We start from the raw sequence: 16,675 nt of genomic DNA on the forward strand, positions 1-16,675 counted from the left end.
CTGGTAAGATGTTTACATCATTCCGGGCATTTTTAATTTCAGTTTATAAAAAAATATTTTTAAGGGGTAGGCAATATGCAATATTTAAAACAGTCGCGTTTTTTTTATTGGACAATTGAAACATTAGCAATTGTCGTATTGATTTGGGTGTTGTCACAATTAAGTTTTGTGTTGCAGCCAGTTGGCCAATTTATTGGTGCTGTATTCGTTCCTTTGATTATTTCAGGATTCTTATTTTATTTGATGAATCCGGCGGTGAAGTTTTTATCGAAGATTAAAATCGGAAAATTTCATCTAGGTCGTGGGACAAGTGTCGCAATTGTTATGATTTCTTTCATCGCAATTATCTTATTGAGTTTCTTCTCATTGATCCCTAGCTTGGTGCAACAATTGACGAAAGTTGTTGCAAGTGCGCCAGATACGATTTCTGCCACGCAAGCATGGCTCCGTGATTTCAGCAACAATGAAATGGTGCAAAATATTACGAAGCAAATCGATTTGGACAAGATTCAAAAGCATGCCCAAAAGTATGCGGAGAGTATCGTAATGGGAACGGCTAATGGATTCGGTTCATTGTTGGGAACGTTGACAAGTGTTGTTGTTACATCAATTACGGTACCAGTTATGACCATCTACATGTTGTTGGATGGGAATAAGTTGTCACCATTTATTCAAAAATTATTTGAACGTAAGAATCAACCAATGGTTGCTGACATCTTAGGTCGTTTGGATAAGACAATTTCAAACTACATTACAGGACAAGCTTTGGAAATGTTGTTTGTCGGTGTATTTACAACCTTAGGATACGTTTTGATTGGTCAAAACTATACATTGTTGCTTGGTGTGATTGCTGGTCTAACTAATGTGATTCCATATGTGGGACCTTATATTGGTTATATTCCAGCTGTGATTGTGGCTTTGATGCAAGGTGGCGTTAAGCAAGCCATTTTGGTAACAATCATTGTGTTGGTCGTGCAACAAGTCGATGGAAACATTGTCTTCCCACGTATTATGGGAAGTACATTGAATATTCATCCGCTAACGATTCTAGTGTTATTATTGGCAGCCGGAAATATCGCTGGAATACCGGGGATGATTTTGGCTGTGCCAGCATATGCAATTGTTCGAACGATTGTTATTTATGCCTGGGAGTTGTGGAATTTGCAAAAGCATGGTCCCAAACCAGAAGTATTGGAACCAAATGAAGTGAGTGAATAAAGATTAAGGGGCAATGGGAACATTGCTCCTTTTTTTGTTAAAAAAGCGGTGAAAATAAAATTTTTTAGGAAATTTTATGATTAAGCGTCAAAGTTGATATGACCGGCTTTATGCGGATGTGAGTTTGTTAAAAACCTAGCAAAGTATCACGATAATTGTTGCAAATATATTGCAAAATAATGTGAGTAATTTATAATGAGTACTTAATCAGCGTGCAATGTACGCGTAAAAAATTGGGAATAAGAAAGCGAGGCGCAATTTATGTCAACTCAAAACGACGCCAATTCACATGAATTTGAGCGTGGATTGTCTGGCCGACATGTTGAAATGATTGCCTTAGGTGGAACGATTGGAACTGGGTTATTCTTGGGAGCAGGAAAATCAATCAGTGCTGCAGGACCTTCCATCTTATTGATTTACATGGTTACCGGAATTTTTATGTTCTGGATGATGCGAGCGTTAGGAGAATTACTCCTAACCGACACCAATCAACCAACCTTCATTGGATTTATTGAGAAATATCTTGGTGATAAGACCGGATTCGTTATTGGTTGGACCTATTGGTTAGGTTGGGTAGCAATTGCCATGGCTGAATTAACAGCCGTTGGAACTTATATGAAATTTTGGTTCCCAACGGTGCCGGTCTGGATTTGGGCCGTGGGCTTCTTGGTAGTACTATACTTAATTAATATTATCGCCGTTGGTGCCTTTGGTGAAACGGAATTCTGGTTTGCGATGATCAAGATTATTGCTATCTTAGCAATGATTGCAACTGGAGTGATTATGGTGGTGACACATACTGAGACTTCTGCCGGTGTTGCTAGTTTGTCACATCTTTGGAAAGATGGTTTCGTAGCAGATGGTGGTAAGAACATCTTATCAGCATTCCAAATGGTCTTCTTTGCCTTCTTGGGAATTGAATTCGTTGGAATTACAGCTGCTGAAGCGAAAGATCCTGATCGGATTATTCCAAAGGCCATCAATTCAATCATTATGCGAATCTTGATTTTCTATATCGGTGCCTTAATTGCGATTATGAGTATCCAACCTTGGACGAATTACTCAGCAAATGAATCACCATTCGTGCAGGTTTTCTCAGGAATTGGAATTACAGCTGCTGCTGGAATTATTAATTTCGTTGTGTTGACCGCTGCTGCTTCTTCTTTGAACAGTGCCTTGTTTACGACAGGTCGTATGTTGTTCTCTTTGACGCCTGAAACATCACGTTTCCACAAGTTAAACCATCATAAGTTGCCATTTAATGCCATTACATTTTCAACATTGTTGATTGGTTTTGCAGCCGTTATTAACTACATAACACCAGATGGGGCTTTTGAAATTATCACATCAGTTGCATCAGCTGCGTTCGTTGTCATCTATGCGGTGCTAGTTGCAGCGCACTTGGCTTATCGTAAGCATCCTGATTATCAAACAAGTGAGCATAAGTTCCAGATGCCTGGAGCACCTTATACGGATTACTTAACCATTGCATTCCTAGTTGGTATCTATATTATCTTGCTAACAACGAAGGAAACTCAAATTACAGCAATTTTAGCTTTGATTTGGTTCGCAATCTTAACGTTTATTAGTTTCCGAAATAAGAAAAAAGCTTAAATTTAAAGGCTAATCCTTAGGATTAGCCTTTTTTCTTGGCTTCGAATAGTGCGTACAACATCAAGTAAGTGGTAAAATGACTAATGATATACAAAAATGACATAGGAGACAAAAAGATGGCTGAAAAATTTATTGACCGTGATTATATTCGTACATATGCCCAAACTGACGACATTGATCGTAAGTGGTTAGATGTTCCTTACATGGCGGGCAAGCGCCATAATTTAGATATTTATTTACCAAATAAACCGGCAACGTCTTATCCGGTGATTATCGATGTCTTTGGTGGTGGACTTTGCTTTGGAGATAAGAGTTCACATAAGCTTGAACCGGCTTTGCGATTATTACGTGATTATGGTTTTGCCGTAGTTAGCATGGATTATTCACTCTTAGCAGATGCGCCTTTTCCAACTCAAATTTATGAAGTAAAGGCGGTTGTTCGTTTTGTTCGTGCAAATGCAGCCAATTATCAACTTGATCCAAATAAGATTGCTTTAATGGGCGAATCTTCTGGGGCTCAATTAGCTGTAACGACGGCTGCAACGCAAAACAAGACTGAATTTGCGGATGCTAATTTTGGTGCGTACTCAGATGTGTCAGAAGCAGTACAAGCAGTCATTGCCATGTATGGACCTTATGAATTTGATCAGTTCGTAAATCAATTTGCAGAATCTGGGGTGACTTCAAAGTATACTGAAACAGGGGAGGCAGATTCATTTCAAGGTCAGCTCTTTGGCCAAACCGCGCCTCGCGATGTACCTGATTTAGTCCAAACGGTTAATCCGGTAAATTATTTTTCAGAACAATTACCACCAATCCTTGCAATGGTTGGACGCAGTGATCCAGTTGTCCCTTATCAACAAACGGTAAATATGATGACAGCAGCTCGCCAAAAAATTGGTGAGGAAAAAACACCATATTATATTGTTGAAGATGGTGTGCATGGTCCTGATGATTATATGGGTCCAGAGCTTACACAAGTTAAAGCAGATTTCTTAAATAAGTGGTTAGGGGAATAGGATGTATAATTCGGCACGTGGAAGTTTTTTAAGAGCAACACCAGGGCAGATTTGTTTTTCCCTAATTATTGATACATTGATGTATCTCTTTTTTGACATGTTATTTGATCCAATGGATTCAACGACACTAGTGATTTACCTGATCTTTTTCCCAGGGATTGATTTTTTCTCCCTTGTTGTTAGTTTTTATCATTATGTGAAAGAGCATCGTGAAGGACAAAAGAAAAAATAAATTGTTTCATGTGAAACAAAGGAGCTTGGGATGAAAGAATGGGTGCAAAAGTTGAAAACAGTTGCGGATAATTGGAATATCCCGCAACTAATGGACTATTGGAAACGTGGGAATGCCACTATGGTTGGGCCGACGATTGCGTATTATACAATTGTCTCGTTAGTACCGTTAATTATGGCAGTTGGTTCAATTGTTAGTTTGTTGGGAATTGATCGAATGGAAATTCATGATTTTTTAAAAATGCAAATGCCAGCAGGCGTTGCTGATATTGTGATTCCAATTGTAGATTCTGTGTTGAATGGTGGTTATGGAACGCTTTCGATTTCTGTTTTAGTAGCGATTTGGAGTGCTAGTAGTATTCTGTCGACGATTCGAAAAGCTTTTACCGATATTTATGAATCACGCCATGATGAAAACACAATTTTGACGCGAATTATTAGTTTTGTCTGGATGCTAGTGCTCTTAACGGCAGCAGGTGCGGTTATTATCGCAAATTACCTCTTACCAGCCATCGTTAATATGCTACCTTCAGCACCAGGGATTAATGTGATTCAACATATAGTGAGTCAAAGTTGGATTTATTCGTTTATCGCATTGGTTGTTTTGATGGTTCTATTTAATTTTCTGATTCCAGCTGAGAAAATGCATTGGAAACCAGTTATTATTGGGTCACTGATTGAAATCGTGTTAATTTTCTTATTGAATTCATTATTTGGTATTTATACGAAGTTTGGACTAAAAAGTGCAAGTTTCTATCAATCACTAGGGTCATTGTTGATTTTATTGATTTATCTAAACTTAATTGCCATGATTATGGTGGCGACACAGGTTTTGATTGCTTGGATAACGAGTTTATTTGAGAAAAAAGGTTGGTTTAAAACAAATGAAGCATAAAAAAAGCACGTCACGATTATGTGGCGTGCTTTTCTTTAGTTTTCTGATTTTTCAGCTTGTTTTGCGGCCCATTGTTGGTCAAATTCATCTAAAATTGAACGAACTTCATCAGAATTTTTTGTTTCCATTAAGGCAACGCGTAAGTCTGACGCATATGAGAAACCACGTACGTAGATCTTGAAGAAACGCTTTAATTTCTGGAAATTAGTTGGTCCAAACTCAGCATCAAATTCATCATGTAAATCTAGTTGCATACGCAATAGATTTAGAGAATCATCAAGGGTATGTTCGACAGGTGTATCTTCGAACGCAAAGGGGCTTTCGAAAATACCTCGACCAATCATAATACCATCTAGACCAGGTTGCGCCTTAGCTAATTCAAGCCCTTGAGCGCGGTCTTTAATGTCACCGTTAATTTGAATCAATGTATCTGGTGCGATTTCATCACGCATGGCGAGAATTTCATCAATTAATTCAAAATGAGCGGGAACTTTTGACATCTCTTTACGCGTACGGAGATGGATTGTGAGCACTTGAATGTCCTGGCGGAGAAGGAAGGGAATCCATTCGCGGAACGTATCAATTTTATTAAATCCAAGACGCGTTTTAACGGAAATTGGAAGTCCGCCAGTTTTAGCAGCTGCAATTAATTCGGCTGCGCGTTCTGGTTCTTTAATTAAACCAGAACCACCACCGTTTTTGATAACTGTTGAATCTGGGCAACCCATGTTAATATCAACGGCTTCAAATCCACGTTGCTTACAATCAGCAACGCCGAGTTCGAAGTCGATGGGACGATCGCCCCAGAGTTGTGCAATCGGTGTTTGCTCTTCTGGGACGAAGAACAAGCGGCCTTGTACTGTAAATTTTGCTTTTGGGTGTGAAATACTACGAGCGTTGGTGAATTCTGTGTAGAATGCGTCAGGAGCGGCTGCTTTAGCAACCACACGACGGAAAACTGTGTCAGTCACAGCTTCCATCGGTGCCAAAGTGAAAAATGGTAATTTTTCAAGGCCATCAACCTGCGGATGCTGTTGGGCAGCATCAACCACGCCCTGCCAAAAAGCAGATTTTGGTTGAACCATAATAGATTCCTTTCAGATATTTATATTTAGATTTTGCGGCTCGATCTTCCGCATCCGAACTGGGACATGTACTAATATAAACTAGCTGGGTAATATGTCAATAGGAGCTAAAGGCAGGGGGAATCTAAGTTCTCACAGATATTTGATGTTGACGATTCGCTGTTTCTATCGTTTAATTAACTTTAAATGAGTTTTAGATGAGAAGAAAGGGTGGCTTGGAAAATGTCGATTGTAAAGAAATATTATATTGTTTCCGGTATTTATAATATTGGGGTCGCATTTTTTGGTGGAACACTCTATCTTTTGATGCAGCAGCATGGTTTTTCAGCAGCTGATATTAATCTATTTTTGATTGTTTTTTGGATTGTGTCTTTTATTTTTGAAATGCCATCCGGAATCTTTGCAGATACATTTGGACCGCGGCGGTCGGTTGTTTTAAGTATTCTGTTACGCATCCTTGGATTAGGCATATTGTTGGTGCCTTCATCGGCCTTGATGATTCTGATTGTGGCGGCCATCTTAACTGCGATATCAGATACGTTAAAATCGAGTACGCTCGAAGCATGGGTCTCCAATGAATTGCATTCCAAGAATTTAGATAATTTCTTTGCAAATTCAAGTAAATTAAATACGGTTATCAATCTGTTGGGTGGTTTTTTCGGTGCGCAAGTCTTGGGTAAAGTGAATTATGCTTATCCAGTGCTTGGGTCGATTGTGTGTTTCATACTGGCGATGCTTGTGGGAATCATGCTATTGCCCAAAGCAACTCGTGTAAAGGGCGATGAGCGACGTGTACTAGGTATGGATTTACATGAATTTAAGCATACAATTACGCAAGGTCAACATGAATTGAAGGTGAACCAAAATTTCCGATTGATCCTACTTTCATTTATACCATCAATGATTTTAGTAACTGTGCCATTTAATCAATGGCAACTGTATTTTGACCAGCCTCAATTTGGGAATCACTATTTAATTGGTTGGATTTTATTAGGGATTAATTTAGCTGCATTATTTGGTGCGCGTTGTGCACAGTTTGTAATGAGGGTTTTTGGTAAAAGGTATCAGACGATTGCAGGAATTTTGATTATTAATTTTATCTTCATTATTCTTTCGGCCTTGATGGGGAATGTCTATATTGCGATTGGAGCATTTTTGTTGCATACGATGATGACTAGTTTAGAAGAAGTTTTACGTTCTACCATGCTGAATGAGCAGCTAAGTAATCAGTCAAGGACGATGATGCTTTCAGTATTTAATACGATCGAGTCAATGGTAACTATTATCGTATTGGCTGTTGATGCGTTGTTAATTAAATTTATGCCAATCCAAATCGGGTGGATAATTTTAGGTAATATTGCCGTGGTATTAGCGATACCGGTATTTTACCGTATTAAAAAAAGGACGACATTATTTTAAAATAAAAAAGCTGATGATTCTGAAATGGAAAAATCAGCTTTTTTACTGTTATAGGACAGTCCAGTGTTCGAGTGTCATATCAGAATCATCAAACGTATGTGTTTCCAAATACGCTTTAGCCGTAAGCACTAAAGGCGATGCATTTTCTGAATTTAGTGCCTCTAATTTTATAAAAGTAGCACCAGCCGAATCTTGGCCTTCGAATTGTTGTGTTTGCTCGAGTAGGGCACCTGTTACTGAATTAACCCGATAGAATAAAGCGCGATGCTGATTGAATGTTGTTTGTTCAAAAATCCAAGGATAGCAGAAGCTTTTTAAGCCCAGTTGTTGGACAGACATTGGCCTCAACCCAGTTTCTTCTCTAAATTCGCGAGATAGGGTCGTTTGTGAACCTTCAAAGTCTTCAGGCGTTCCGCCTGGCAAATCATAACGATGTTGATAGGGGCCATCAGTTTTATGAATGACAAGTAAATCAGATTTATCGGACGTATAGATACCATAGACGCCAAAAGCTTGGTGTAGTTGACTCATCATGAGAATCCTCCTAAAAAAATGTATGAATTTAAGCTAAATTAATTATATAGCGTTATAATACAAATATACATTGATATCAACTTATAGCATATGGAGGAATTGAATAATGGATTACGAAAATGAGAACAACCGTACGAATGAACGTAACAATTTTAATCAAGACTCAAATCGCAATGGTGGCAACGACAGCTATAGTAATGGTGGTTCAAGTCGTGACAATAATCGCGATGTAAACCGTCAAAGCAGTAATGATAACTTTAATAATGGATCATCAAATCGTAGCAATGATAGCTACAGCAATGGTGGTTCAAGTCGTGACAATGATCGCGATGTAAACCGTCAAAGCAGTAATGATAATTTTAATAATGGATCATCAAGCCGTGGCAACGACAGTTACAGCAATAGTGGTTCAAATCGTGACAATAATCGCGATGTAAATCGTCAAAACAACAATGATAATTTTAATAATGGATCATCAAACCGTGGCAATGACAGCTACAGCAATGGTGGTTCAAGTCGTGACAATGATCGCGATGTAAACCGTCAAAGCAACAATGATAATTTTAATAATGGGTCATCAAACCGTGGCAACGACAGCTACAGCAATGGCGGTTCAAGTCGTGACAATGATCGCGATGTAAACCGTCAAAGCAGTAATGATAATTTTAATAACGGATCATCAAATCGTAGTAACGACAGTAAAAATAGTGGTAGTGCTAAAAATGATGAAATTGACGATGCATTAAATCAGGTGGGTGACAAGATTAAGCAGGCAACTGGAAACAACGATGCAATCAACGAAAAAGTGGATGATTTTAAAGATCAAGCTTCAGATACATTAAACAAGATGAAGGGGAAGTTTGGGCTATAAAATAGTGTAAATAGCATTAAAAACCGTTTTGATTCATAATCAAGACGGTTTTTTGGTGGAAAAAAGAACTGCTTTTCTTGATTTATTGAAAATACTTTTGTAATATATTTCATAAATATATTATATAGGATAGGGGTTTTATTATGCGTTTTTGGTTAAAGACATTTCGTCTAATATTGGTATACGCTTTACTAGCGGCAACAATTTCTAGTAGTATTTATTTTGCACTTCATCATTTTACGAATTTTGGATTCATTACAATTTCATTATTGGCATGTGTATTATCCGTCACGGTTTTATATTTGATGTTCTATGTGATTGTGTACAAGAAAAAGTATTATACGATTGCTGATAACTATATTGAATCTGTTGATTTACTCCAAAACTGTGTGTTCTTTGTGTGTTTCCCATATTTAGGAATTGTGCTATCACAAGTGGACGCAGCGCCACAATTAAGTTTAATTCGTGAAATGATTGGTGCAACATTATTGACTTTGAAGATTACAATGTTGATTATTAAGTATACAGTTAAGCATGAACCATTAGCCACACTTGATGATTAAACCAATTAATCACAGTATCAGGTCTGTATGAGCAGATCAATTAGAAAGAGAGCCGTTGTGTTATGAATTACAGTGAAGTTTTGGAAGAATTAAACCAGTCGATTGAATATTTAGAGAAGCGTCATAAGCGTTATACACATATGACAACTTGGGTTAGTATGCTAAATATTGTGCTCTCATCAAGTATTCCAATTTTGATTACCTTGGCAGAAGATGGCAAACAAACATTATTGCTCGTATCAATTTTTTCAGCATTGATTACATTGCTACAAACATTTAAGTCAACTTTCCACCTTGATAATAAAATTTCAGATATGGCAGTGGCCATGGCCTACTTGAAGAAGGAACAAGTCCTTTTCCAAACACGAACAGAACCATATTCAGGGACTGATGACGAAAATATTCATGCATTAGTCTTGAATATGTCAAATCAAGCGAACGATGTAATTGACAATTTTATGGGTAACGAGAGCGAATAAATTTTTATGAGTTCAAAATGAGAATGTTGACATTTAATTAAGACTTAGATACACTGTAGAACATAATCATTTAGGGGGTAGGCACAATGCAGAATTCAATGATGACAATTGAATCATTTAAGGGCTTTACGTTTTTTGGGTAGTTATCCGAAATTTATGTAAAGTCTGTTTACGTGAAGATTCGGATGTTGAGTCCGAAGATTTTACGTGCATTGACCTACTTAGAGTTTAAGTATGACAACGTGAGTGAAGTGTGATGGATTCAATTGCGAATCCGTTGCACTTTTTTATTTAGGAATTTTTAGGAGACATTTATGACATTATTAGGACGTGCGTTCAAAAAAGAATCGTTGTCGAATTATATGCAGTCTGACGGCCATTTTGAAAAGTCGTTAACTGCCAAAGACTTGTTGGGCTTAGGAATTGGGGCCGTAATTGGAACGGGGATCTTTATTTTACCTGGGACGGTTGCTGCAACAACGGCAGGACCGGCAGTTGTCATTAGTTTTATTTTAGCTGCGCTAATCTCAGGATTAGTTGCGATGGCGTATTCTGAAATGGCTTCGGCATTACCGGTCGCTGGATCAGCCTATTCATATGGAAATATTATTTTTGGGGAAGTCGTTGGTTGGGTCCTTGGTTGGGCATTAATATTGGAATATTTCTTAGCCGTGGCGGCAGTGGCAACCGGATGGTCTGCGTATTTCGCTAATCTAATTGCACCGATTTATGAAATTCCTAAAGCATTTTCGGGTCCTTTGAATCCAAGTGAAGGTACCTATATTAATTTGGTTGCGGTTTTAATTTTACTTGTATTGGGATTGCTTTTACGTGGTGGTATGAAAGAATCAAAGCGTCTTCAGAACATAATGGTTATTTTGAAAATTGTCATTATCATTTTGTTCGTAGCTGTCGGTTTCTTTTATATTAAAGCGAATAACTATCAACCATTTATTCCTGAGCGTATGAACGGAGCTTTTGGAATCAGAGGTGTTTTAACTGGAACGGCGATGGTGTTCTTTGCCTTCCTTGGATTTGATGCTTTGTCATCATCTGCGGCCGAAGTGAAGAATCCAAAGCGTAATATTCCAATTGGAATTTTTGGAACCCTTATTATTGCAGCAATTTTATATGCACTAGTTGCGTTTGTGTTGACCGGAATGGTTAATTATACTGAATTAAATGTAGCGGACCCAGTTGCCTTAGCCTTGCAAAGTGTTGGCCGTAATGGTGTTGCACTTGTTATTACAATTGGCGCTTTGCTGGGGATGTTTACGATGATGTACACCATGTTGTACGCTTCATCTCGTCTTGTTTACGCTATTGGTCGTGATGGTTTGTTACCAGGTAATATGGGAAAGTTGAATAAGCGTGAAGAACCAACGCGTGCACTTACAATTGCTACTATTGTTGTGATGGTCTTTGGTGGATTAGTACCATTGGATCGCTTAGTTGATTTGGTTAACATGGGAACATTGTTAGCGTTCGTTGTGGTATCTTTGGGAATCATTCCACTTCGTAAGCGTCAAGATTTGACCCATGATGGTTACAAGATGCCATTTTATCCAGTTCTACCTTTGATTTCAGCCGGCTTTTCATTTTTCTTGATGACACAATTACATGTAGAAACTTTGATTGCAGCAGCGATTTGGTTTGCGGTTGGTCTGGTAGTTTACTTTACTTACGGTATTAAGCATTCAAAATTAAATGAATTTTAGAAAAAAACAACGTTCCACGTGGAACGTTGTTTTTTGTTTAATGGTTAAAGATTTGATGAGCGATGGTTTCGGCATCACGTAGATTTTTATCGTTAACATTTGGCCTTGGCGCAAACGATGTGAACCAATTCCACCCTTCAGTTGGTGTTCCGAAGATGAAGAGGTTATCGAGGTGTACCCCGTGTGCATCGATTGCTTGTAATGTTTTACGATCATTATAGACGGCGTCAATTTCAAACGTCGAACCATCAGAACGAGCTAGCTGAACATCAGTAATTAGACCTGCAGCTGACAAAGATTGTAAAACAGGGTCGGCTGTATGTTGTAGCGTAATCCCTGGAAGACGTGCTTCAACGAGTTGTGTGCTTGTCCATGAGTTTCCTTGTTCATCAGTCACTTTGTAACCATTGTCAGTAACTTCAACTTTGAATTGTGGTGCTGCAATTGTAATAATGCCAGCACGCATAAGTGCTTGAAGTTGTTCTGTTCGTAAGATAGGTGGGCCGATATTTAAAAGACGATTAATTGGATTGAATTGCTTCAAGAATTTTTCAAATTCATCAACATCTAGATAATCCTGCTCAAGGTAGTTACGTAGCTTACCACGTAAGTCCTTTAGTAGTTCGAAGGTTCCAGCAAATGGTGCATTGTCATTTCCTTTTTTGGCATCCGTGATGTCAGCTTGGAGATAGTCTTCGATGAATTGTTGATAATCGCTTGGCGCGTCAGCTAGTGGATTCAAAATCGTAGACCAATCAATGCGTAGATGTTCTGGAATTCCGAATTCAATTGCAGTGGCATTTAAATCTTCAGATGTTTGTAGTGCAAGTAAGAAATCACGTCGATTAAATGGCCAATTTACAGCCGTATCGCTCATAAGATTGAAATAGTACTTGTACGTCATTTCCTTTTCAAACAAGGCATATAAATTATCATAACTAATTTTGCCATGTTGAGCGTGGGCATCAATGTTTTCAGTCGTAAAGAACAAGCCATCGTAAGATTCTGCACTGGCTTTTTGATTAAACGCTTTAGAGCGAGGTAAGGTACCAGTACGTGAACCAGCAATGATATGTGGTTCATCGCCGGATGAAATGTACACTAGTTGATCATTGGCACGACGCTCATAACGTCCGCCACGCCCGATTGTAAGACCAGAAATATAATCGAAGAAGCTGAGCCCAAGTCCGCGAATTAAAACGTTCTCGTTGCGACGAATTGATTTTAAGGGTGCTTCACTTGGTTGCATTGGCTGTAAGTAGTGCCAATCTAAATGTTTTGATGCCGCATCTTTAAAAGCCTGCTCTTGTTCGGTTAGTTGCGCTGATGTATAACCCGGTGCATACGCAACTGCATCAGCAATAACGGTTGTTTCATCAGCAAAGGTTATTTTGAACGTATCATTAGTTGCAGGTTCAACAGCCGTTACCTTGCTTTGTTTATAATTAAGATGTGTATGTGCATTCGTTTGGTTTTGAATTGTTTCAAAATAATAACTAGCATATAACCCAAAAAGTGCGCGTGATGAAAAATGATTTGGGTCTAAAGTGGCAATTTCAGTCAAGAATGCATCCTTATTTTTAAAAGCATGCGTTTGTAAATATTCAGCTGCATCTTGATGAACCCATTCATAAAAGTTAGGGCCGGCTGTTGCGGGTAATTTTTTGTCCACTGTATCATCGCTAAAAAGTGTCAAATGTTGACTAATTGTGTTGGCGATAAATTCCGGGTTTTGGTCGGCATGCCACACGGCGCCACCAATTGGATATGGATCAGCTAGTGTTATTGTTTGATCAGACTGCGAAGCGTTCGCATAAGCAACCAAACGTTCGGCAAGGACTAAATTTCGTGGTCCAGCCCCGATGAGCACAATATTCATAATGTTACTCCTCTCGTTGTGCAGTTAAAAACTCCTCCAAGTTAGCTGGTCGGAAAATGCCAATATCTTTGACATAAATATCACCAGCTCTTTTAAGGCCTTCTTGTTTCAATAGACCAGTCTTAGGGTAACCGAAAGTTACGGTGGCGCTGGCGCGAATCGCTGAACCTAAAATTTCGCCAGTTGTGGCGTTGATTCCAGACGGAACATCAACTGAAACAACTGGAATATTGGCAGCATTCACACGTTTAATGATTTCGCCTAATTTGACGGGGACGGGCTTTGAGAGTCCAATTCCAAATAGGGCATCAACGATGACAGAATAATTTTTAAAATCATTGATACGATGTTTAGGTTCAATCCCGTAATTACGCGCAATCTTTAATTGGGTTGAGGTATTTGCTGAGGCGCGTTTTTCATCACCTAAAATAAGCAAATCAACATTAACGCCTTTTTGGCTGAGTAAACGTGAAATAACAATCCCGTCACCACCATTGTTGCTTAAACCAGCGATAACTAAAACATGTGATAAATCATACTTGCCTGCTGCTAAGACCTCAATGACAGATTGGGCCGTTCGTTCCATTAGAACGAGTGGTGGCATACCGATTTCTTCAATTGTGTATCGGTCCAGTAGTTGCATTTCTTGTGCGGTTACAGCTTCAACCATGAAATGTAACCTCCTTAAATTGTGATTTTAATGTGCCTAGGCACTATCTTTTATTATAAACGTAATTTGATGGACTAACAAATTCGATTCTGAGCAAACTGGATAAAAGAAGCCAACATGTTACAATATTCAATGAAAATAAATGAAGGCGGTAATTAAAATGGCAGATCAAAAAATTCCACAAGACATGCAAGAAGTAGCAGATCAAGTAACTTTGATGCAAGCGCGTGGCTTTGACGTAAGTGAAACAGATGTTATCCGTGAAGCATTGAAGGCTGGCTTCCAAGCGATTGTTGATGATCGGATGGATGGTAACTATGATACTGTGCGTTGGGATGATGAATTCTTTGCATTACAAATTGTGAGTTTTGGTGATGAATTAGAAGGCGAAGCAAAGCCAGCGGAAGGGGAAGCTGACTTTGTTGAACAATTTAAAGTAAATGCAAACCAAGTCTGGTTTAAATTAGATAACGTTGCCGCAAAAGTCATTGGTCGTTAATATAAAAAAACATTAAGGTTTAATATTTTAAGCTTGGATATATAAATCAGTGCTATATTAAGAAGGATTGTTTATAATTGAAATTTTTGGAGGATTACTCATGGAAAAAATGCGTGTGTATTTAGCTGAATTTATCGGCGCAATGATGCTTGTTGGAATTGGAACAGGTGTTGTTGTCTTTGTTGGAACACAAGCTGGTCCACTACCTATCGCTTTGGCCTTTGGATTGGCATTGGCTGCTGGAATTTATGCCGTTGGTGGCATTTCTGGTGGACACTTCAACCCAGCCGTTTCATTGGCAATGGCTATTAACAAGCGTTTGTCATGGACTGACTTTGTTGGTTATATTGCAGCTCAATTCTTGGGTGCAATTGCAGGTTCAGGAATTATTGCAGGTTTCTTTGCTGCCTTTGGCGCAAAGCAAGATGCAATTCAACAAATTGGTTTTGGTCAAACTGTTTACCAAGCACCAGTTTCATTCTGGGGAGCTACTTTGATTGAAGTATTCCTAACATTTGTATTCATTTTGGTTATTGTTATGGTAACTTCAAATAAGTACAGTGCCGGTAATATGACACCATTGATTATTGGTTTGACATTGGCAGCCTTGATCATGCTTGGAATTTCAGCAACTGGTGCATCATTGAACCCAGCTCGTTCATTCGGACCAGCTTTGCTTTCAATGTTCTACGGTTCATCTCAAGCATTGTCACAAATGGGCGTTTACCTAATCGGACCATTTGTAGGTGGTGCATTAGCCGCCTTTGTTGCTAAGTTCTTAGGTTCAGAAGAAGCTTAATTTTGAAAAAGTTCAAATGCTTTGGCATTTGGACTTTTTTTATTGCATTCATGTATAATTGTAGAAAATACCACGCGGTTTAAATGGGGGACAATTATGTCAAAACTTATGAAATGGGTCTTAGGAATTGTTGTTGCAGTAGGGGTTGTTTTTGGTGGTGTTGCGATGGTCGGTTCTAATACCGACCATAAGGAAACAAAAACGTCATCATCTGTTTCAAGTAAGAAATCAAGTTCAGAATCAAAATCTAGTTCTGAACAAAAGTCAAGCTCGGAATCACAGTCAAGCTCAACGTCTAATTCTGAAACAGAAACGAATGCGAGTGAACAAAGTCGTTCAGAAGAAGCTTCAGCACCTGCAGAAGCTTCTTCACAAACTCAAGCAGCACAACCACAACAAAACCAGAATCAAGGGGCAGCTCAGGCAGCTCCTAATGCCAGCATTACGACACCCGATGCAGCCAAGAATGCAGTCGCGACACATATGCGCCAAGTTCAAACTTTTGATCCCAATCGTTTTAATCTTGAGGCATCCGCTGCAGATGACGGACAAAGTTACTATGTTAACGTTTCGTCAAGCCAAATTGATGGTGTTTTAGCAGTTTATCAAGTTCAGGCAAATGGTGCCGTTACACAAATTCAATAACAAAAAACGCTTAACCCAATCGGGTTAAGCGTTTCTTTTATTCTTCGTGAGCTAACTTAGCTTCAGCTGCGGCAATAATGGCAGCAACTAAATCATCAATAAAGGTATTTACACGACCACCTTGCTTTTGAGAATCATTTAAATCACCAATAATGCCAGGCTTTGTACGATCTAAGAAACCAAAATTTGTCCACGAAATTGTACCGTAGAGACCAAGAATTGACATAACTAATTGTTCATCAACCCCATAAGTGCCTGAATCCTGTTGGATTCGTGTTTGAATTGGTTCAGGCAATTGACCAGCTTCAGCTAAATCATCTAATGCTAAACCAGTCAGAATGGCATCTTGTGATTCTGTTTTATGCAAGACACTATGAACTGCTTGTAATGCACGTTCCTCAGTCAAATCAGGAATATGATGTTTTTGACCTTCAATAACGAGTGGGACGAGTTGATCTATAGTGACCCCGCGCTCTTTTAAAGCAGTCAATACTTCTGGATAGTAATCGGGTGTTGATTCTGACATGATTTAAGCTC

At 38.7% G+C, this 16,675-nt stretch carries 18 protein-coding genes; 13 read left to right on the forward strand and 5 right to left on the reverse strand.

Annotated elements, in window-relative coordinates:
• Positions 1 to 75: 75 nt before the first annotated feature.
• The 5 genes from IV67_RS07785 to IV67_RS07805 all read left to right on the forward strand — a co-directional run bounded on the left by IV67_RS07785 (position 76) and on the right by IV67_RS07805 (position 4,977).
• Positions 76 to 1,218 carry an AI-2E family transporter gene (locus IV67_RS07785; RefSeq protein ID WP_057788751.1) on the forward strand — a complete coding sequence of 381 codons (1,143 nt, stop codon included), beginning with the start codon at positions 76 to 78 and terminating at the stop codon, positions 1,216 to 1,218.
• A gap of 261 nt (positions 1,219 to 1,479) precedes the next feature.
• Positions 1,480 to 2,832 (forward strand): amino acid permease, encoded by a 1,353-nt coding sequence (locus tag IV67_RS07790; RefSeq protein WP_057788752.1) that lies wholly within the window; start codon positions 1,480 to 1,482, stop codon positions 2,830 to 2,832.
• Positions 2,833 to 2,948: 116 nt separating this feature from the next.
• The gene (locus IV67_RS07795) at positions 2,949 to 3,851 is read left to right on the forward strand and encodes an alpha/beta hydrolase (RefSeq protein WP_057788754.1); all 903 of its coding nucleotides are present in this window, start codon (positions 2,949 to 2,951) and stop codon (positions 3,849 to 3,851) included.
• A 1-nt stretch (position 3,852) separates the two neighbouring features.
• Positions 3,853 to 4,083, forward strand: a complete 231-nt coding sequence (locus IV67_RS07800; RefSeq protein ID WP_057788756.1) for a hypothetical protein — start codon at positions 3,853 to 3,855, stop codon at positions 4,081 to 4,083.
• A gap of 30 nt (positions 4,084 to 4,113) precedes the next feature.
• Positions 4,114 to 4,977, forward strand: coding sequence for a YihY/virulence factor BrkB family protein (locus IV67_RS07805; RefSeq protein WP_057788757.1), 864 nt, complete (start codon positions 4,114 to 4,116; stop codon positions 4,975 to 4,977).
• 35 nt (positions 4,978 to 5,012) lie between these two features.
• Here the strand turns inward: IV67_RS07805 and IV67_RS07810 are convergent, their stop codons facing one another.
• On the reverse strand, positions 5,013 to 6,062 hold the full coding sequence (locus tag IV67_RS07810; RefSeq protein WP_057788759.1) for a tRNA dihydrouridine synthase: 1,050 nt from the start codon (positions 6,060 to 6,062) through the stop codon (positions 5,013 to 5,015).
• A gap of 222 nt (positions 6,063 to 6,284) precedes the next feature.
• Here IV67_RS07810 and IV67_RS07815 point away from each other — a divergent pair, with 222 nt between their 5' ends.
• On the forward strand, positions 6,285 to 7,481 hold the full coding sequence (locus IV67_RS07815; protein ID WP_057788761.1) for an MFS transporter: 1,197 nt from the start codon (positions 6,285 to 6,287) through the stop codon (positions 7,479 to 7,481).
• 48 nt (positions 7,482 to 7,529) lie between these two features.
• Here the strand turns inward: IV67_RS07815 and IV67_RS07820 are convergent, their stop codons facing one another.
• Complete coding sequence (locus IV67_RS07820; protein ID WP_057789118.1) at positions 7,530 to 8,012, reverse strand: NUDIX hydrolase; 483 nt, start codon at positions 8,010 to 8,012, stop codon at positions 7,530 to 7,532.
• A 109-nt stretch (positions 8,013 to 8,121) separates the two neighbouring features.
• On the opposite strand from IV67_RS07820, the gene IV67_RS07825 reads away from it, so the two are divergent.
• From IV67_RS07825 to IV67_RS07840, 4 genes are all read left to right on the forward strand, one after another.
• Entirely contained in the window at positions 8,122 to 8,886 is a 765-nt protein-coding gene (locus IV67_RS07825) for a hypothetical protein (protein ID WP_057788763.1), read from the forward strand.
• A 143-nt stretch (positions 8,887 to 9,029) separates the two neighbouring features.
• Positions 9,030 to 9,449 (forward strand): hypothetical protein, encoded by a 420-nt coding sequence (locus IV67_RS07830; protein ID WP_057788765.1) that lies wholly within the window; start codon positions 9,030 to 9,032, stop codon positions 9,447 to 9,449.
• Between the two features lie 62 nt (positions 9,450 to 9,511).
• The gene (locus tag IV67_RS07835) at positions 9,512 to 9,928 is read left to right on the forward strand and encodes a DUF4231 domain-containing protein (RefSeq protein ID WP_057788767.1); all 417 of its coding nucleotides are present in this window, start codon (positions 9,512 to 9,514) and stop codon (positions 9,926 to 9,928) included.
• A gap of 314 nt (positions 9,929 to 10,242) precedes the next feature.
• Positions 10,243 to 11,646: an APC family permease gene (locus IV67_RS07840; RefSeq protein WP_057788769.1), complete on the forward strand. Its 1,404-nt coding sequence runs from the start codon at positions 10,243 to 10,245 to the stop codon at positions 11,644 to 11,646.
• A gap of 37 nt (positions 11,647 to 11,683) precedes the next feature.
• Here the strand turns inward: IV67_RS07840 and IV67_RS07845 are convergent, their stop codons facing one another.
• Together IV67_RS07845 and IV67_RS07850 are read right to left on the reverse strand one after the other, a co-directional pair.
• A complete protein-coding gene (locus IV67_RS07845) occupies positions 11,684 to 13,525 on the reverse strand; it encodes an FAD/NAD(P)-binding protein (protein ID WP_057788771.1) in 1,842 nt (613 codons plus the stop codon).
• 4 nt (positions 13,526 to 13,529) lie between these two features.
• Entirely contained in the window at positions 13,530 to 14,195 is a 666-nt protein-coding gene (locus IV67_RS07850; RefSeq protein WP_057788773.1) for an NAD(P)H-hydrate epimerase, read from the reverse strand.
• Between the two features lie 160 nt (positions 14,196 to 14,355).
• Between IV67_RS07850 and IV67_RS07855 the strand changes: the two genes are divergently transcribed.
• The 3 genes from IV67_RS07855 (at position 14,356) to IV67_RS07865 (ending at position 16,138) form a co-directional block, all read left to right on the forward strand.
• Positions 14,356 to 14,694 (forward strand): hypothetical protein, encoded by a 339-nt coding sequence (locus IV67_RS07855; protein WP_057788775.1) that lies wholly within the window; start codon positions 14,356 to 14,358, stop codon positions 14,692 to 14,694.
• A gap of 100 nt (positions 14,695 to 14,794) precedes the next feature.
• Complete coding sequence (locus tag IV67_RS07860) at positions 14,795 to 15,493, forward strand: MIP/aquaporin family protein (protein WP_201782743.1); 699 nt, start codon at positions 14,795 to 14,797, stop codon at positions 15,491 to 15,493.
• 96 nt (positions 15,494 to 15,589) lie between these two features.
• Entirely contained in the window at positions 15,590 to 16,138 is a 549-nt protein-coding gene (locus tag IV67_RS07865; RefSeq protein WP_057788777.1) for a hypothetical protein, read from the forward strand.
• A 37-nt stretch (positions 16,139 to 16,175) separates the two neighbouring features.
• On the opposite strand, the gene IV67_RS07870 is transcribed toward IV67_RS07865, so the two are convergent.
• Positions 16,176 to 16,664 carry a phosphatidylglycerophosphatase A family protein gene (locus IV67_RS07870; protein ID WP_057788779.1) on the reverse strand — a complete coding sequence of 163 codons (489 nt, stop codon included), beginning with the start codon at positions 16,662 to 16,664 and terminating at the stop codon, positions 16,176 to 16,178.
• Positions 16,665 to 16,675: the final 11 nt, after the last annotated feature.

It is taken from the genome of Weissella minor (assembly GCF_001437425.1).
Classification (GTDB): domain Bacteria; phylum Bacillota; class Bacilli; order Lactobacillales; family Lactobacillaceae; genus Weissella; species Weissella minor.

What these genes read in the sequence shown, in the direction of transcription:
- IV67_RS07835 (WP_057788767.1), top strand. Translation starts at nt 9,512, where the DNA reads ATGAATTACAGTGAAGTTTTGGAAGAATTAAACCAGTCGATTGAATAT.
- IV67_RS07850 (WP_057788773.1), bottom strand. Translation starts at nt 14,195, where the DNA reads ATGGTTGAAGCTGTAACCGCACAAGAAATGCAACTACTGGACCGATAC.
- IV67_RS07830 (WP_057788765.1), top strand. Translation starts at nt 9,030, where the DNA reads ATGCGTTTTTGGTTAAAGACATTTCGTCTAATATTGGTATACGCTTTA.
- IV67_RS07790 (WP_057788752.1), top strand. Translation starts at nt 1,480, where the DNA reads ATGTCAACTCAAAACGACGCCAATTCACATGAATTTGAGCGTGGATTG.
- IV67_RS07825 (WP_057788763.1), top strand. Translation starts at nt 8,122, where the DNA reads ATGGATTACGAAAATGAGAACAACCGTACGAATGAACGTAACAATTTT.
- IV67_RS07810 (WP_057788759.1), bottom strand. Translation starts at nt 6,062, where the DNA reads ATGGTTCAACCAAAATCTGCTTTTTGGCAGGGCGTGGTTGATGCTGCC.
- IV67_RS07840 (WP_057788769.1), top strand. Translation starts at nt 10,243, where the DNA reads ATGACATTATTAGGACGTGCGTTCAAAAAAGAATCGTTGTCGAATTAT.
- IV67_RS07820 (WP_057789118.1), bottom strand. Translation starts at nt 8,012, where the DNA reads ATGAGTCAACTACACCAAGCTTTTGGCGTCTATGGTATCTATACGTCC.
- IV67_RS07795 (WP_057788754.1), top strand. Translation starts at nt 2,949, where the DNA reads ATGGCTGAAAAATTTATTGACCGTGATTATATTCGTACATATGCCCAA.
- IV67_RS07800 (WP_057788756.1), top strand. Translation starts at nt 3,853, where the DNA reads ATGTATAATTCGGCACGTGGAAGTTTTTTAAGAGCAACACCAGGGCAG.
- IV67_RS07845 (WP_057788771.1), bottom strand. Translation starts at nt 13,525, where the DNA reads ATGAATATTGTGCTCATCGGGGCTGGACCACGAAATTTAGTCCTTGCC.
- IV67_RS07815 (WP_057788761.1), top strand. Translation starts at nt 6,285, where the DNA reads ATGTCGATTGTAAAGAAATATTATATTGTTTCCGGTATTTATAATATT.
- IV67_RS07870 (WP_057788779.1), bottom strand. Translation starts at nt 16,664, where the DNA reads ATGTCAGAATCAACACCCGATTACTATCCAGAAGTATTGACTGCTTTA.
- IV67_RS07785 (WP_057788751.1), top strand. Translation starts at nt 76, where the DNA reads ATGCAATATTTAAAACAGTCGCGTTTTTTTTATTGGACAATTGAAACA.
- IV67_RS07855 (WP_057788775.1), top strand. Translation starts at nt 14,356, where the DNA reads ATGGCAGATCAAAAAATTCCACAAGACATGCAAGAAGTAGCAGATCAA.
- IV67_RS07860 (WP_201782743.1), top strand. Translation starts at nt 14,795, where the DNA reads ATGGAAAAAATGCGTGTGTATTTAGCTGAATTTATCGGCGCAATGATG.
- IV67_RS07805 (WP_057788757.1), top strand. Translation starts at nt 4,114, where the DNA reads ATGAAAGAATGGGTGCAAAAGTTGAAAACAGTTGCGGATAATTGGAAT.
- IV67_RS07865 (WP_057788777.1), top strand. Translation starts at nt 15,590, where the DNA reads ATGTCAAAACTTATGAAATGGGTCTTAGGAATTGTTGTTGCAGTAGGG.